The sequence below is a fragment of the Boseongicola aestuarii genome (genome assembly GCF_900184815.1).
In the GTDB taxonomy this organism is placed as follows: domain Bacteria; phylum Pseudomonadota; class Alphaproteobacteria; order Rhodobacterales; family Rhodobacteraceae; genus Boseongicola; species Boseongicola aestuarii.
In genome coordinates this window covers 207,186-222,571 of the sequence record NZ_FXXQ01000004.1, presented here as the reverse complement: position 1 = coordinate 222,571, position 15,386 = coordinate 207,186, and the positions used below count along the sequence as shown (strand labels likewise).

At 60.3% G+C, this 15,386-nt stretch carries 14 protein-coding genes; 5 read left to right on the top strand and 9 right to left on the bottom strand.

Annotated features, from left to right (window positions below; genetic code table 11):
- Window positions 1-14 precede the first annotated feature (14 nt).
- Genes BOA8489_RS08360 through BOA8489_RS08350 form a run of 3 tightly spaced genes read left to right on the top strand, consistent with a single transcriptional unit; the run spans window position 15 to window position 2,391 of the window.
- Window positions 15-746: a competence/damage-inducible protein A gene (locus BOA8489_RS08360; protein WP_093973551.1), complete on the top strand. Its 732-nt coding sequence runs from the start codon at window positions 15-17 to the stop codon at window positions 744-746.
- A complete protein-coding gene (locus BOA8489_RS08355) occupies window positions 743-1,474 on the top strand; it encodes a GNAT family N-acetyltransferase (RefSeq protein WP_093973550.1) in 732 nt (243 codons plus the stop codon). The genes BOA8489_RS08360 and BOA8489_RS08355 overlap by 4 nt, the downstream gene beginning before the upstream one ends.
- Window positions 1,471-2,391, top strand: coding sequence for an OmpA family protein (locus BOA8489_RS08350; protein WP_093973549.1), 921 nt, complete (start codon window positions 1,471-1,473; stop codon window positions 2,389-2,391). The genes BOA8489_RS08355 and BOA8489_RS08350 overlap by 4 nt, the downstream gene beginning before the upstream one ends.
- Before the next feature lie 74 nt (window positions 2,392-2,465).
- On the opposite strand, the gene BOA8489_RS08345 is transcribed toward BOA8489_RS08350, so the two are convergent.
- Together BOA8489_RS08345 and BOA8489_RS08340 are read right to left on the bottom strand one after the other, a co-directional pair.
- On the bottom strand, window positions 2,466-3,371 hold the full coding sequence (locus BOA8489_RS08345) for a LysR family transcriptional regulator (RefSeq protein WP_093973548.1): 906 nt from the start codon (window positions 3,369-3,371) through the stop codon (window positions 2,466-2,468).
- 179 nt (window positions 3,372-3,550) lie between these two features.
- On the bottom strand, window positions 3,551-5,569 hold the full coding sequence (locus BOA8489_RS08340; RefSeq protein WP_093973547.1) for an NADPH-dependent 2,4-dienoyl-CoA reductase: 2,019 nt from the start codon (window positions 5,567-5,569) through the stop codon (window positions 3,551-3,553).
- 163 nt (window positions 5,570-5,732) lie between these two features.
- Between BOA8489_RS08340 and BOA8489_RS08335 the strand changes: the two genes are divergently transcribed.
- Window positions 5,733-6,743, top strand: a complete 1,011-nt coding sequence (locus BOA8489_RS08335) for a hypothetical protein (RefSeq protein WP_141138261.1) — start codon at window positions 5,733-5,735, stop codon at window positions 6,741-6,743.
- On the opposite strand, the gene BOA8489_RS08330 is transcribed toward BOA8489_RS08335, so the two are convergent.
- The 7 genes from BOA8489_RS08330 to BOA8489_RS08300 all read right to left on the bottom strand — a co-directional run bounded on the left by BOA8489_RS08330 (window position 6,740) and on the right by BOA8489_RS08300 (window position 12,932).
- The gene (locus BOA8489_RS08330; RefSeq protein WP_093973545.1) at window positions 6,740-7,195 is read right to left on the bottom strand and encodes a hypothetical protein; all 456 of its coding nucleotides are present in this window, start codon (window positions 7,193-7,195) and stop codon (window positions 6,740-6,742) included. The genes BOA8489_RS08335 and BOA8489_RS08330 overlap by 4 nt on opposite strands.
- A gap of 71 nt (window positions 7,196-7,266) precedes the next feature.
- Window positions 7,267-7,899, bottom strand: coding sequence for a uracil phosphoribosyltransferase (upp, locus tag BOA8489_RS08325; protein WP_093973544.1), 633 nt, complete (start codon window positions 7,897-7,899; stop codon window positions 7,267-7,269).
- Window positions 7,896-8,867, bottom strand: a complete 972-nt coding sequence (locus BOA8489_RS08320) for an adenosine deaminase (RefSeq protein WP_093973600.1) — start codon at window positions 8,865-8,867, stop codon at window positions 7,896-7,898. The genes upp and BOA8489_RS08320 overlap by 4 nt, the downstream gene beginning before the upstream one ends.
- Window positions 8,868-8,878: 11 nt before the next feature.
- Complete coding sequence (locus BOA8489_RS08315) at window positions 8,879-10,087, bottom strand: phosphopentomutase (protein WP_093973543.1); 1,209 nt, start codon at window positions 10,085-10,087, stop codon at window positions 8,879-8,881.
- The gene (locus BOA8489_RS08310) at window positions 10,087-11,388 is read right to left on the bottom strand and encodes a thymidine phosphorylase (protein ID WP_093973542.1); all 1,302 of its coding nucleotides are present in this window, start codon (window positions 11,386-11,388) and stop codon (window positions 10,087-10,089) included. The genes BOA8489_RS08315 and BOA8489_RS08310 overlap by 1 nt, the downstream gene beginning before the upstream one ends.
- Before the next feature lie 3 nt (window positions 11,389-11,391).
- Window positions 11,392-11,784 (bottom strand): cytidine deaminase, encoded by a 393-nt coding sequence (locus tag BOA8489_RS08305; protein ID WP_093973541.1) that lies wholly within the window; start codon window positions 11,782-11,784, stop codon window positions 11,392-11,394.
- A 62-nt stretch (window positions 11,785-11,846) separates the two neighbouring features.
- Window positions 11,847-12,932, bottom strand: coding sequence for a cupin domain-containing protein (locus tag BOA8489_RS08300; RefSeq protein ID WP_093973540.1), 1,086 nt, complete (start codon window positions 12,930-12,932; stop codon window positions 11,847-11,849).
- A gap of 140 nt (window positions 12,933-13,072) precedes the next feature.
- Between BOA8489_RS08300 and BOA8489_RS08295 the strand changes: the two genes are divergently transcribed.
- Window positions 13,073-15,355, top strand: coding sequence for an NADP-dependent malic enzyme (locus BOA8489_RS08295; protein ID WP_093973539.1), 2,283 nt, complete (start codon window positions 13,073-13,075; stop codon window positions 15,353-15,355).
- The last annotated feature ends 31 nt before the right edge of the window (window positions 15,356-15,386 follow it).

Sequence of the window (15,386 nt, the reverse complement as noted above, 5' to 3'; positions counted from 1 at the left end):
AAGGACCCCAAGAGATGGCAAATCCAACGGCTGCAATGCTGGTCATTGGCGATGAAATTCTGTCAGGACGCACCCGCGACGCGAACATGCACCATCTCGCAGGGCAGCTGACCGAAGCGGGAATCGACCTTAAAGAAGTCCGCGTCGTGTCCGACGACCGAGATGCCATCATCGCGGCAACGCGCGCCCTTTCAAAGGCTTACACCCATGTCTTCACGTCCGGCGGCATCGGGCCCACACATGACGATATCACCGCCGATTGCATCGCGGCAGCCTTCGACGCACCTATCGACATACGCGACGATGCCCGCGCCTTGCTTCAAGCGCACTACGACCGGCAGGGCACAACCCTCAACGCTGCGCGACTCCGCATGGCCCGCATCCCGGACGGAGCCGCCTTGATCGACAACCCGGTGTCCGTCGCACCGGGGTTCCGGATCGAAAACGTCTATGTGATGGCAGGCGTCCCTTCGGTCTTTCAGGCCATGGTCGCCTCGGTACTGCCGACGCTGAAAGGCGGCGCGCCGCTTGTGTCGACCTCGACCCGTATAGAACGCGGCGAGGGCGATATCGCAGGACCGCTTACGGATTTGGCAGCCAGATTTTCCGACCTTAGCTTCGGCTCGTATCCCTATATAAAAAATGGAGTTTTCGGCTCAAATATTGTCATTCGAGGCGCGGACAAGTCAACCGTTGACACAGCGACACGCGCGCTAATCGCCGTATTTGCAGATGCGGTGAAATGACGACGCCCTCGACGCACGAGCTGTTTCTTGCCCTCGACGCAACATGGCCCCCGGCACGCTTTATCAATCACTCGCCCTGGCTATTGCGCGAAGGCGCCGGAGGCGGGCAGCGTGTGTCAGCAGCAACGGCCATGGCCGAGGTCTGCGAAAGTGACATCGCATCCGCCGAGGCGGGAATGCGTGTGCTAGATCAGCATCCCCTCTTCATGCTCAAACCCGGAGAGGACGCGCTTGATGACTGGCTTGAAGCCCGCACCTACGAAATCGTTGACCCGGTTGCGATCTACCTCAAGCCGCTCACGCGGGACGCCCTCGCGGTAACTGACGCGGAAGTCCGGTCGGACTGGCCGCCAGACGCCGACGCTCTCGATCTTTGGGCCGGCGGAGGTATTGGTCCGGCCCGGATCGCGGTCATGGCGCGCGCCGGTGGGGCGAAAACCGCGCTTGTATTGAAAGATGGCGCAACCTGTTCAGGTGTCGCTTTCGTCGCGATCTACAACCGCATTGCAATGCTGCATGCGCTTGAAGTCGCGCCTTCAGGACGTCGCCTCGGGTTTGGAACGCGTCTGATGAATGCCGCCGCGCACTGGGCCACCGCAAACGGAGCGGCATGGCTTTCACTTATGGTCACGCGCGCCAATGTGCCTGCGAACGCTTTATATCGCGGGCTTGGAATGACTGAAGTCGGCGCGTATCATTACCGGCGTGCTCCAAAGGCAAAATCATGATCCGTAACGCCTTTTTCGCCGTTCTTCTCTCCGCCACTCCGCTTGCGGCCCTGGACCTGTCCGTGCCCGGAAGCGTCGAGACACGGCGCGAAGTATCGCCCGCAACCACAGTCCGGCTACCTACGGCCGCGTGGTCCCGTGATGTGGCTCCTGACGTTGTCGAAGGCGCCATCCGCAGACGCACCTTGCGCGTTGGCGGGGGCGGTCAGACAACCCTGCAACTCCTTGTCCCATTGCGCGAGGCTATGCGCGAAGCTGGTTATGTCGAGGTCTTTTCCTGCCAAGCCGTGATCTGTGGCGGCTTTGATTTCCGCTTCCAGCTGGACCTTCTCGGCGAACCCGAAATGCACGTGGACCTTGGCGACTTTCGCTACCTGCTGATGCAAAACGACACTGAGAACCTGCAATCCGCCCGTCAGATATCCCTTGTTGTCTCCCGAGATGCGCAAGCGGGTTACATCCATATCACCGAGGTTTTCGCGACAAGCCTGCCCCCCACCGACGCGCCCTTCAGCCGTCCCGCACAAGACCCGACCGCAACGGGGTCGCTGCCCGCGACGCTTGAAATGATGGGTCATGCCATTCTCGACGATCTGGACTTCGGCTCGGGTGCGTCGGACCTCGGTGAAGGCACCTACCAAAGCCTGAGCGACCTTGCCGCATGGCTCTTGTCCAATCCAGGCGCAAGTGTCGCCATTGTCGGGCATACAGACGCCGTTGGAAACCTCACCAGCAACACCGCTTTGTCCAAACGGCGGGCGGAAAGCGTCGTCGCGCATCTTGCGGCAGAGTACGGCGTCAATCCCGCGCAAATGCAAGCCGACGGCGTGGGCTATCTGGCTCCGATTGCGTCAAACCTTACCGATGAGGGTCGCGCGCAGAACCGCCGCGTGGAAGTCATCCTTTTGTCGGACTAAGCGCCAAAAAAAACGGGCGCCACCTAGGCGCCCGAGTCAAACTATACTGAGGGAACACTCGTCACTAGAGGGTGTTACCAGCTGTCCGGGCCCTTCTCGGCGAAGGAATGGACAAGAAAATCAATGAACGCGCGCACCTTGGGCTGAGTAAAGCGGCCCGGAGGATACACGGCGTAAATGCCTTGGGTTTCGACCGGAAGCTCCGGAATGGCTTCCTCGACCAGACCCTGCTGCATTGCATCCGCATAAAGGAACGAAGGCAGATAGGCGATGCCCAGACCGGCGATAGCCGCGTTCAAGAGCGACTGTCCATCGTTGACGGTCAACCAGCCTGCCGTGCGAACCTGACGCTTTTCACCCGAAGGCGCGGTCAGCTTCCAGACGTTGCCGCTGGAATTGTTCGAATAATGCAGAAGCTTGTGCTCGTTCAGGTCGTCGATCTTCTGCGGGCGACCGTATTTCGAGAAATACTCCGGGGACGCGATCATCCGGCGGTTTGTCTCGCAAAGCTTACGGGCGCGCAGCGTGCTGTCTTCCAGTTCGCCGATGCGGATCGCAAGGTCGAACCCTTCCGAGATCAGCTCCACATAGCGGTTGTTCAGCACCATGTTCACGGTGATGTCGCTGAACTCCTGCAGGAAGTCCCCAAGCACCGGTGATAGATGGTTCACACCAAAGTCGGTGGCGACGGAAATCCGCAGAAGGCCGGACGGTGCAGATTGCATCGAGGTTACAAGCGCGTCTGCTTCACCCGCGTCATTCAGTACTCGGCGAGCGCGGTCGTAATATGCAAGGCCAATCTCCGTCGGGGAGACCCGACGCGTTGTGCGGTTCAAAAGGCGCGCGCCAAGCCGGGCTTCAAGAGACGAGACGTGTTTGGACACGGCTGATTTCGAGATACCCATTTTCTTGGCAGCGTCTGTAAACCCGCCCTGATCTACGACGGTCGCAAACGCCTCCATTTCGGTCAGTCGGTCCATTAGGAGCTTTACCCTTGTTCTTTTGTGCCCCCCGGCAAAGTCCTCAGTGATGCCGAAATCGGGCGAGAATGGGGAAAGTCCCCGACAATTTCCCGGTATTGTCGGGATCGTTTTGCGATGGGAAACGACGCGGCGAACCCTGAATCATAATAATATCATTTATTTTCATAGGATTAACCCTAGAGTGACGCCGCAAGCCGCGCGCCCTGATCTATCGCCCGTTTTGCGTCTAATTCCGCTGCCACGTCTGCGCCGCCGATCACGTGAACGACCGAACCTTGTCCTTCAAGCACGTCAGCAAGCGATCTATCCGACTCCTGACCGGCGCAAAGGACCAACGTATCGCAGGTGATCACGCTTGGACCGTCCGAAGTGTTGATATGCAATCCGGCAGCGTCGATGCCCACATATTCAACCCCGCCCATCATTTTCACGCCCTTGGCCATCAGACTTGCGCGATGAATCCAGCCCGTCGTCTTGCCAAGCCGTTTGCCGGGCCGTTCGGCTTTGCGTTGCAACAAGACCACCTCACGAGGCGACCCGGTTGACGCTCCACTTTTCGGCGCCAAGCCGCCGCGATGCTCGGCAGGGTCTGCCACACCCCATTCTTCTTTCCAAAGTTCAAGGTTTTCCGCCGGGCTAACGCCGTCATGCGTCAGATACTCGGCCACATCAAAGCCGATGCCTCCTGCACCGACAACCGCCACCCGTTTGCCCGCAGTCACGCGTTCTTTCAGAATGTCGACATAACTTACGACCCGAACATCTCCAGAAACCGGAATCCCCGGATCGCGCGGCACGACACCGGTCGCAACAACAACATGATCAAATCCGGAAAGCAGCGGCGCATTCGCTTCAACACCCAGTTGCACAGTCACGCCATGCTCAACCAGCATCGTGCGATACCAGTCAATCAGGCCATAGAACTCCTCCTTGCCCGGCACTTTCTTCGCCATGTTGAGTTGGCCACCAATTTCGGGGGCTCGGTCAAAAAGCGTTACTGCGTGCCCGCGTTCGGCAGCAACCAGAGCCGCCGACAGACCGGCAGGACCAGCCCCGACCACGGCGATCTTCTTTGGCGCATCGGTCGGCGCATAGACAAGCTCGGTCTCATGCGCCGCCTGAGGGTTCACCAAACACGAGGCGACCTTCATTTCAAACGTGTGATCCAGACAGGCCTGATTGCAGGCAATGCACGGCGCAATCGTGGCCGACCGCCCCGCCTTGGCCTTGGCGACAAATTCCGGGTCCGCCAAAAAGGGGCGCGCCATCGACACCATATCCGCGCAGCCATCGGCCAATACGCTTTCAGCGACCTCGGGTGTATTGATCCGGTTCGAAGTGATTACCGGGATCGACACGTCACCCATCAGTTTCCGGGTCACCCACGTAAACGCACGACGCGGCACCGACGTTGCAATCGTCGGAATGCGCGCCTCATGCCAGCCGATGCCGGTGTTCAGGATTGACGCCCCCGCAGCTTCGATGGCTTTGGCTAATGTCACGACCTCATCCCAGGTCGACCCGTTCGGCACCAGATCAATCATCGACAAGCGATAGATCACGATGAAATCGTCACCCATTGCGGCCCTGACTCGGCGAACGACTTCGACCGGAAGGCGCATCCTGTTCTCATAAGACCCACCCCAGCGATCCGTCCGACGATTGGTGTGCGTGACCAGAAACTGGTTCAGGAAATATCCCTCGGACCCCATGATCTCGACACCGTCATAGCCCGCCTCACGCGCACGCAACGCCGCCGTTGTGATGTCCGCGATCTGTTTTTCGATCCCCGCCTCATCGAGTTCTTTGGGCGCAAACGGAGAAATCGGGGATTTGACCGCCGACGGCGCTACACATTCGGGACTGTAAGCATAGCGACCCGCATGGAGGATCTGCATCGCAATGCGCCCGCCCTCGTCGTGTACGCGGTCCGTCACTTTGCGATGGTTGGTGATATCCTCGGGCTTGAACAGCCCTGCAGCCCCCGGCAACACCCCCCCTTCGCGGTTGGGAGACATGCCCCCCGTAACGATCAGCCCGACCCCGCCACGTGCGCGAGCACCATAAAACGCCGCCACGCGATCGAAATCGCCGATCTCTTCCAGTCCCGTGTGCATCGATCCCATCAACACACGGTTCGGCAACGTCACATGCCCAAGATCAAGCGGCTGGAAAAGATGAGGATACTCAGTCATGGTGCGGCCCTTTTTCGTAATTCGCCCGACACTGACCCAAGCTTTGCTCACTGTCACGGGGGAACGCCGCGTCAGATCACCCCCTTTCGTTCAGATTGTTCCGCCCTGCTGGATCGGCTAACCTCGCCGCAACAAAACAAGGAACGCGGGGGCGGTCGAGCAGGTGACAGTGCTTGCAAAATATCAGCGACTGGAATCCGAAGGTGTCTGGCGTGCCGACGAAGACGCACAGCGACGCGATATCATTGTCTCGATCGGCGAAGCGACACTGACGCTGACCGACCTGAACGAGGTCGCTCTTACGCATTGGTCACTTCCCGCCATTCGTCGCCAGAATCCCGGGACACGCCCTGCCATCTACGCCCCCGGCGAGGACACTTCCGAGACGCTCGAAATCGCCGATGACGAAATGATCGACGCGGTCGAAAAGGTTCTGCGGGCGGTGCGCAAACAAGGCCGACATCCAGGGCGATTGCGCACCTTCGCCGTAGGTGGCCTCTCATTTGCAATCCTGTTGTTGGTCGTGTTCTGGCTGCCCGGAGCGATTTCGCGTTATGCCACCAGTATCATCCCCAAGGAAACCCGCGACAACATCGGGACGCGTCTGGCGGCCGATGTCGAACGCCTCACGGGCGCACATTGCGAAGACGCCGCCGCCCGCATCGCGCTCGACCGCTTAACGCGGCGCCTGTTCCCCGAAAACACACCGAAGGTGCTCATTCTGCCCTCGGCGCTCGAAACAACCCAGCACCTGCCCGGCGGCACCATTCTTGTCAGCCACAAATTGGTCGAGGATTTCGAGACAGTGGACGTTCTGGCTGGCTTCCTTCTGGCCGAAAACCTGCGGCGACGGTCATCCGATCCGTTCGAACGCCTGCTTAGGGACGCAGGTCTTGCCGCTGCGCTTGGCTTGCTGACCACCGGCGATATGAACGAAGACGACCTGCGCACGCACGCCGAAAGCCTCATCGCCGCCGACCCCGCGCAGCTTCCCGCAAATGCGCTGGCAGCCGCGTTCGTCCAAAGCGAAGTCAAACCCGACGACTACATCGCAGCAGCGACGCCGCCTGCCGCGACTTCGGATATCCTGACAACGACCAGCGCGCAGATCCCGACATCGCCGTTGCTCACCGACAGCGAATGGATCGCATTGCAGCAGATTTGCGAGAGCTAGTTCGCGCGGCGCTCCATCGGCACATCGTTGGACCAGACCCGCGCCATAGCCGCATCGCCTTCTGCCGTGCGCGGTCCCCGGTTCGGATTCAGGCGCCCGTCTGTCCAGACTGGTTTCAGCCCGTTTGGCACAGAGCTTGTCACCGCAGGCACGCGTTTGGTCACGCTTACAACCGGAGCCTGAGCCACTGAGACAGATACGGGCGACGTCACCAGGACGCGCGTGGAATTGCCCGCAAAAGTCGGCACCTCGTCGCAGATGTGAACACGTTTCGCGTCCAGCCGCGCCACCCATAAGGTTGCATCGTTCAGGCTTGCACGGGTAAATGCGCACCCTGCGCTGTCGACATAGGCGCGTCCGGTGTACCCCTCAGGAGGCAATTCAGCCGGATCAGCAACCGCCGCCGCAGCCGACAGGATCATAGCCGCCGAAACACCAAGATATATGCGCATCAATTGCCCCTTCCACAGGATGTTGTCGCCAAAATGGCGCGCAGGCGCCTCCCTGTAAAGAGCGATCCGACCTACTTCGTGCCAAACATCCGGTCACCCGCGTCTCCGAGCCCCGGCACAATGTAACCAAGTTCGTTCAGTTTTTCGTCCAGTGACGCCGTGACGATCGGCACATCCGGATGCGCCTCTTTCATGCGGGCCACACCTTCGGGAGCCGCCAGCAGGCACAGAAAACGGATATCGGTCGCACCCTTTTCCTTGATCAGATCAATCGCCGCGACCGAGGAATTGCCCGTCGCAAGCATGGGGTCCACCGCGATCACCAAACGATCCGACAACTCGCCCGGCAACTTGCAGTAATACTGTACAGGCTTCAGCGTTTCTTCATCGCGGTAAAGCCCGACAAACCCCACGCGCGCGGACGGGATCAAATCCAACATCCCATCCAGCAACCCGTTTCCCGCCCGCAAAATCGACACCAGGGCCAATTTCCGACCATCCAGAACCGGCGCATCCATGACTTTCAGCGGCGTCTCAATGGCGCGCGTCGTCATCGGCAACCCGCGCGTTACCTCATAAGCCAGCAGGTGGCTGATCTCGCGCAGAAGCTGGCGAAAAACGGCCGTCGATGTTTCCTTGTCGCGCATTAGGCTCAACTTATGCTGAACCAGCGGATGGTTCACCACAGTCAGATGCTCGCTCATGATCTCTCCAGTCTTTTCAATATCTTGTCTTTGGTCGCCACATCACAAAAAGCGGCCTCAGCACTTGTGCGGGCGATATCTTCGAACACGCCCTCGTCCCACTCGAATGCATCTGCAAGCCGGTTGTATTCATTCACCATCGTGGTGTGGAAAAAGGGCGGATCATCGGTCGAAACCGTCACCTTCACGCCCCGCTCACGCAACCGGTGGATCGGGTGCGCGCGCCAGTCCGAATAGACCCCTAGAACCACATTCGAGCCCGGACAGACCTCCAGCACGACACCGTCCTCCGCAAGACGATCGACCAACGCAAGATCCTCAATCGCCCGCACGCCATGCCCGATACGCTCGACACGCAGATGATCCAACGCATCGCGCACGCTTTCAGGCCCACCCCATTCGCCAGCATGTGCCGTCAACCGCAGCCCCGCCTCGCGCGTGCAATCAAAACTCCAGACGAAATCCTCCAACGCGCCCGCATTCTCATCGCCCGCGATCCCGAAACCAACAATCCAGTCGCCTGCCGTTTCAGCCGCACATGCCGCTGTCTCGCGCGCCTTTTGAGGCCCGAAATGCCGGATGCAGGTGACAATGCCGCGCAAGACAATCCCGTGCTCGGCTTCCGCCGCATCCGCTGCCTCGCGAATGGCCGCAAGATACTCGCGCCACGCCCCGACATCGCGGTCACCACAGAAATCAGGCGACAGAAAAGTCTCCGAATAAACCACACCCGCAGCCGCGCTTTCCTCCAGCACCGCCGTCGTCAGGCGGGCATAATCCTCCGGCGTCTGCAGCACGCTCGTGGCGGCTTCATAAACCTTCAGAAAGTCCCAGAAATCCTTATAGTGATACCCACCGTGCTCGTTGAAAATTCCCGACAGGTCCACCTTCTTTTCCGCAGCCAGCCCGCGAATGAACGCCGGCGGCGCAGCCCCTTCGTGATGAAGGTGCAATTCGACCTTCGCCATATCTGAAACCGTCACAGAAAACTCCTTCCGGGCCCCTGCGAAGGCACCCCAAGATGCACCGCAATCGAGGCCGCGACATCGACAAACGCGACATGCCCGATCGACTTTTCACCAAGCCCCACCCCAAGTACCGGCACACGCTCGCGCGTATGATCCGTGCCGGTCCATGTCGGATCGTTGCCATGATCGGCCGTAAGCAAAACCAGATCTCCGGGCCGCATCGCAGCCTCGATCCGGGGCATTTCAGCGTCAAACCATTCCAGTGCCCGCGCATAGCCGGACACGTCGCGGCGATGTCCGTAAAGACTGTCGAATTCCACAAAATTGGCAAAGGTGAACGCGCCGTCCTCAGCCTCGCCCAACACATCCAACAGATGCTCCATCAAGTCGGCGTCCTTGCCCTTGCGCACCTCATCGATCCCCTGCATCGAGAAGATATCTCCGATCTTCCCAACGGCATAGACCCGACGCCCCGCGCCCTGAACCCAGTCACACAGCGTTGGCGAGGGCGGAGCAATCGCGAAATCCTTGCGGTTCCCGGTCCGCTCGAATGCGCCCGGCGTGCCCACAAAGGGCCGCGCAATCACTCGCCCGACCTTCATCTCGTGCAACATCGGCGCAAGCCTGCGACACAACTCCAGCAAACGCTCAAGGCCAAAATGCTCCTCGTGCGCGGCGATCTGAAAAACACTATCGGCGGATGTATAACAAATCGGCCAACCCGAGCGGATATGCTCCTCGCCAAGTCGCGCGATAATCTCTGTCCCCGAAGCATGGCAATTGCCCAGAATCCCGTCCGTCCCCGCCAGACGCGCGGCCTGTGCCGACAGGTCCGCCGGAAATGCCGGTTCCGCATCCGGGAAATACGTCCAATCCCAAGGCACCGGCACGCCCGCCAATTCCCAATGACCGGATGGCGTATCCTTGCCCGGTGACACCTCGCTCGCTGCTCCCCAAAGCCCCGAAACCTCGGCCTCAAGTCCTGGCGCCTTATCGCCCGACGCCAACATTACAGCTTCACCCAATCCAAGCCGCGCAAGGTTCGGCACCCTCAATGGCCCGGACCGCCCGTTTTCAGCCCCACCCGCCGCACAAACCTGCGCAATATGGGCCAGTGTGTTCGCTCCGGTATCCGGCACATCCCCATTGAAAAAGCGATCCGCATCCAGCGCGCCACCAATCCCGACACTATCCAGCACAATCAAAAACGCCCGCGCCATCAGCCCACCTTCGCCACGATCAAGGGCCCGGGACTGGCCGCGTCACCAATGGTCACGGCCTCCAAAAACGCCTTTTCCGCCGCCTGCGCCGATCGCTCGCTGCGGGCATGAAGCCGCGCCAACGGTTGGCCCTTCACGACCTTCTCGCCCAATTCGACAATCTCGGAATATCCAACCGAAGGATCAATACGCTCGCCCCCCTTCAGCCGCCCGCCGCCCATGTGAACCACGCCCATGCCAATACCGCGACCATCCAGCCCGGCGACGACGCCCGCCTCCGGAGCCGCAATCTCGCGGATCACATTGGCTTCCGGCAAGCGTCGCTGCCAATCGCCGCTGAAATCCTTGGGCCCGCCCAGTTCGGCGATCATACGGTCGAAAATCTCGACGGCTTTACCATTGGTAAGCGTTTCGCTCAGTTTTACCGCGGCCTTCTCCGGATCATTCTCGATCCCGGCCAAGACCAGCAACTCGGCCCCAAGCGCCAAAGTCACCTCGATCAGGCGTGAGTTCTTCGGCGCGGTCAATGCCTCCATGATCACCGCAACTTCCAGCGCGTTGCCCGCCGCCGGGGCCAGGGGCTGATCCATGTCCGTGATCAAAGCGGCGGTTTTGCACCCCGCCCCATTAGCCGTTTTCACCAAAGACTCCGCCAGCGCGGTCGAGTCCTCAAGGCTCACCATGAACGCGCCCGAACCTGTCTTGACGTCCAAAATCAACGCCTCCAACCCTGCCGCCAGCTTCTTCGACAAGATCGACGCCGTGATCAGATCAACGCTCTCAACCGTCGACGTGACATCGCGCACCGCGTAGAGCCGCTTATCCGCCGGAGCCATGTCCGATGCCGCCGAGACAATCGCGCAACCAATATCGCGCGTGATCGCGCGAAACCTCGCCTCATCCACATCCGTGACCACGCCGGGAATAGCTTCCAGCTTGTCAAGCGTGCCGCCCGTGTGGCCCAGACCCCGCCCTGAAATCATCGGCACATAAGCCCCCGCCGCCGCCAGCATAGGCGCCAGCAACAGCGACGTGCAGTCCCCAATACCACCGGTCGAGTGCTTGTCGATCACCGCCCCGGGCAAGTCCCAGGTCAGCACATCGCCCGAATCGCGCATCGCCAACGTCAACGCCACACGCGCCTCCTCGGACAAACCGTTCAAACAAGCTGCCATCGCAAAGGCTCCGGCTTGCGCATCCGTAACTCCGCCCGAGGCCAACCCCCTCGCGAACCAGCTCAGTTCGGCCTGCGAAGGCTCTTCCCGATCACGGAGTTTGGCTATGACACGACGTGCATCCATGGCTCAGACCGACTCCATGTGGCCCGCATCAAACGCGCCCGGCAAAAGGTCCGCCACCGCCATTTCCTGCGTCACGCCGTCCGTCGTCGCCATTGTGATCCGCGCACCCGCGTCAGCAAATTCTGCCAGTTTCTGACGGCACCCGCCACAAGGCGGAACAGGCGACGGGCTGTCGGCAATCACCGCGATCTCGACAAACCCAGTGTCTCCGGCGGCGATCATTGCGGCAAGCGCCCCCGCTTCGGCGCAGGTGCCCTCGGGATAAGCCACATTCTCGACATTGCAGCCCACATGAACCGCACCCGACGAACTCTTCAGCGCGGCCCCGACCTTGAACTTCGAATATGGCGCATAAGCATTCAATCGCACGGCGGCGGCATCGTCGATCAGGCTCATCTGACACTCTCCCTCGGACTTTCCCCAAGGGTGAACCTCGCCGCCCTCAAGCGCAAGGGTGCTCAGCCCGAAATTGTCGTAAAGGCACCCGGCAGAGCGACTTCCAGCAATTCGATATCGTCGCTTGGCTCGGCGTATCGCGTCGCCATCCCCGGCGGGATCACGAAGGCATCCCCGGGAGACAAACGAAACGGCTCTTTCCCCTCGCCCTCCAGGGTCATCGCACCCTCCATCACAAAGGTGAACAGAATATCGCCTTCGTGGCGCGTCCATTCGGGGTCACCCCCCCCACGCCGCACGACATGAACCCCAGCGACGCCACCGGTATTCGCATCAATCGTCGTGTCGCGGCTTTGAAATCCCTTCAAACGAAACGGCCGCCACTCGGCACCCTCCGCCTTGTGATGTACAAATCGCTGCCCCTGAAAGAGCCGCTCCGGGTTCACCTCAGCGTTCGGAAGTTCCATCTCGTGATCGATCGTCGTCACATGCTCAGCCGGAACGCCAATCTCGATCACTTCGATATTATCACTTGCAAACAACACCCTATGTCGAATTTCCGGCGGCTGGATCACGCAATTTCCGGCAAAAAGCCGAAACGGCTCGCCCTGGTCCTCATAAACCAGATCGACCCAACCCCGATAACAAAAGATCAACTGAAACCCGACCGTGTGATAATGCACCATGTCCGGCACCGGGCCGCCGTCAGGAATGCGAATGTGACTGGCAATGATCGATCCACCCAGCCGCGAAGGGATCAAATCGCGATAATGCATGCCTGCGCGGCCAATGACCCAAGGCGCCTGATCGGCCAGTTTGCGCACCACAAACGCATGTTCCGTTGCGGGTAAGACAAACGGCGGGTTCAGCGCGTCGATCTCAATTCGGGTGCCGTTGGGCGCGACAAGCGCGCGCGCTCCATCGGCAAACCCATCCGGATCCTCGGTCAGAATCCTAAGCGTTCCCGGCGCTTCCGTCGCATCCGCATCCACCCGAATCCGCAATCCATGCCCCGAAAACACCGCCACCGTCGGATCATCCGCGGGATAGATCGTGTCCATCCGCATCTTCAATACCTTTGTGAAGAAGGGAATATCGTCGCGCAGCTCATTCGTCGGCAGCCGCACTTCGGCACGGATTTCGGCCATTCTTGCCCTCCTGACCCAATATGCGCCAGACTGCCTCTCACAAAGCCTGCGCGCAAGCCTGTCACCTTGACGAAGAATCAAGGTCAGGTTAAGCGCTGCTCAATAATAGTTTAACGTTAAACAAAATCGGGAGGGACAGGATGACGGGCGATCCAAAACAGGAGGCGCTGAGACAGGCAGCGCTCTATTACCACGCAAACCCCAAGCCCGGAAAACTTGAAATCCGCGCCACCAAACCGCTGGCAAACGGTCGCGATCTGGCCCTCGCCTACTCTCCAGGCGTGGCCGAAGCCTGCCTCGAAATCAAAGCCGACCCGAAAACCGCCCGCGACTACACCTCGCGCGGCAACCTTGTCGCCGTTGTCACCAACGGATCTGCCGTGCTGGGACTCGGCAACATTGGCGGCCTCGCTTCCAAGCCCGTCATGGAAGGCAAAGCCGTTCTCTTCAAGAAATTCGCCAATATCGACTGTTTCGACATCGAACTGAACGAAAACGACCCTGAAAAGCTGGCCGATATCGTTTGCGCGCTTGAACCCACGTTCGGCGCGATAAACCTCGAAGACATCAAAGCCCCAGATTGCTTCATCGTCGAAGACATCTGCCGCCAGCGCATGAATATTCCCGTTTTCCACGACGACCAGCACGGCACAGCCATCGTGGTCGGCGCCGCAGCGACCAACGCGCTGCGCGTTGCGAAAAAATCCTTCGAAGACATCAAGATCGTCTCGACCGGCGGCGGCGCGGCAGGCATCGCGTGCCTGAACATGTTGCTGAAACTTGGCGTTCAGCGCCAGAATGTCTTCCTTGTCGATATCGAAGGCCTCGTCCACGAGGGACGCGAAAAGGACATGACACCGCAAAAGGCCGCCTATGCCCAACCCGGCGGCCCGCGTACACTGGACGATGTCATAGATGGCGCGGACCTATTCCTCGGCCTCTCCGGCCCCGGCGTTCTCAAGCCGGATATGGTCAAGAAAATGGCCAAGCGCCCCATCATCTTCGCCCTCGCCAACCCAACACCCGAGATCATGCCAGACCTCGCCCGCGAAGTCGTTCCCGATGCGATCATCGCGACGGGTCGCTCGGATTTCCCCAATCAGGTCAATAACGTCCTGTGCTTCCCCTTCATTTTCCGAGGCGCGCTGGATGTTGGTGCGACAACAATCAACGACGAGATGAAAATCGCCTGCGTCGAGGGCATCGCAGCCCTTGCGCGCGCCACAACCAGCGCCGAAGCCGCCGCCGCCTATCAGGGCGAGCAACTGACTTTCGGCGCTGATTACCTGATCCCGAAACCCTTCGACCCGCGACTCATGGGCGTCGTTGCCAGCGCCGTCGCCGGGGCCGCGATGGAAACCGGCGTGGCCGAACGTCCGCTCGAAGACATGAAGGCATACAAGGCCAAGCTCGACGGGTCGGTCTTCAAATCCGCGCTGCTGATGCGCCCGGTGTTCGAAGCCGCTGCAACCGCTCAGCGCAAGATTGTCTTTGCGGAAGGCGAGGACGAGCGTGTCCTTCGTGCTGCCAACGCCATGCTTGAATCGACCACCGACAAACCGGTGCTCATCGGACGCCCGGACGTGATCGAAGCCCGCATCGAACGCGCAGGCCTAGCGATTCACGCTGGCGTCGACTTCGACGTCGTGAACCCCGAAAACGACCCCCGCTACCGCGACTATTGGCAGACCTATCACAGCCTGATGGACCGCAACGGCGTCACGCCCGATCTGGCCCGTGCCGTCATGCGCACCAATACCACCGCCATCGGCGCAGTCATGGTGCATCGCGGCGAAGCCGACAGCCTGATCTGCGGTACCTTCGGCCAGTATCTCTGGCATCTGAACTACATCACGCAGATCCTCGCGACAGATGGCCTGCACCCGGTCGGCGCGCTCAGCCTGATGATCCTCGAAGACGGCCCGATGTTCGTGGCCGACACTCAGGTTCACCCCGAACCGTCGCCGCACCAGATCGCCGAAGTCGTGATCGCTGCCGCGCGCCACGTCCGACGCTTCGGCCTTGCGCCGAAAATCGCGCTGTGCTCGCACAGCCAGTTCGGCAACCTTGACTGTGAAACCGGGCGTCGAATGCGCGCGGCGATCGACATTCTCGACAGCGAACCCCGCAACTTCGAATACGAAGGCGAAATGCACGCGGACTCTGCCCTCGACCCCGACCTGCGCGAGCGCATCATGCCCAACGCCCGCTTTCAAGGCCCGGCCAACGTGCTGATTTTCGCCAACACCGACGCAGCATCCGGTGTGCGAAACATCCTCAAATTGAAGGCAGGCGGCCTTGAAGTCGGCCCGATCCTGATGGGTATGGGCAATCGCGCCCATATCGTCACACCGTCGATTACAGCGCGCGGGCTGTTGAACATGTCCGCATTGGCCGGAACACCGGTCTCGCTTTACAGCTAGGTGATTCCCGGCGCGCGCGGCACAGACCCCG

What these genes read in the sequence shown, in the direction of transcription:
- BOA8489_RS08360 (WP_093973551.1), top strand. Translation starts at nt 15, where the DNA reads ATGGCAAATCCAACGGCTGCAATGCTGGTCATTGGCGATGAAATTCTG.
- BOA8489_RS08355 (WP_093973550.1), top strand. Translation starts at nt 743, where the DNA reads ATGACGACGCCCTCGACGCACGAGCTGTTTCTTGCCCTCGACGCAACA.
- BOA8489_RS08350 (WP_093973549.1), top strand. Translation starts at nt 1,471, where the DNA reads ATGATCCGTAACGCCTTTTTCGCCGTTCTTCTCTCCGCCACTCCGCTT.
- BOA8489_RS08345 (WP_093973548.1), bottom strand. Translation starts at nt 3,371, where the DNA reads ATGGACCGACTGACCGAAATGGAGGCGTTTGCGACCGTCGTAGATCAG.
- BOA8489_RS08340 (WP_093973547.1), bottom strand. Translation starts at nt 5,569, where the DNA reads ATGACTGAGTATCCTCATCTTTTCCAGCCGCTTGATCTTGGGCATGTG.
- BOA8489_RS08330 (WP_093973545.1), bottom strand. Translation starts at nt 7,195, where the DNA reads ATGCGCATATATCTTGGTGTTTCGGCGGCTATGATCCTGTCGGCTGCG.
- upp (WP_093973544.1), bottom strand. Translation starts at nt 7,899, where the DNA reads ATGAGCGAGCATCTGACTGTGGTGAACCATCCGCTGGTTCAGCATAAG.
- BOA8489_RS08320 (WP_093973600.1), bottom strand. Translation starts at nt 8,867, where the DNA reads ATGGCGAAGGTCGAATTGCACCTTCATCACGAAGGGGCTGCGCCGCCG.
- BOA8489_RS08315 (WP_093973543.1), bottom strand. Translation starts at nt 10,087, where the DNA reads ATGGCGCGGGCGTTTTTGATTGTGCTGGATAGTGTCGGGATTGGTGGC.
- BOA8489_RS08310 (WP_093973542.1), bottom strand. Translation starts at nt 11,388, where the DNA reads ATGGATGCACGTCGTGTCATAGCCAAACTCCGTGATCGGGAAGAGCCT.
- BOA8489_RS08305 (WP_093973541.1), bottom strand. Translation starts at nt 11,784, where the DNA reads ATGAGCCTGATCGACGATGCCGCCGCCGTGCGATTGAATGCTTATGCG.
- BOA8489_RS08300 (WP_093973540.1), bottom strand. Translation starts at nt 12,932, where the DNA reads ATGGCCGAAATCCGTGCCGAAGTGCGGCTGCCGACGAATGAGCTGCGC.
- BOA8489_RS08295 (WP_093973539.1), top strand. Translation starts at nt 13,073, where the DNA reads ATGACGGGCGATCCAAAACAGGAGGCGCTGAGACAGGCAGCGCTCTAT.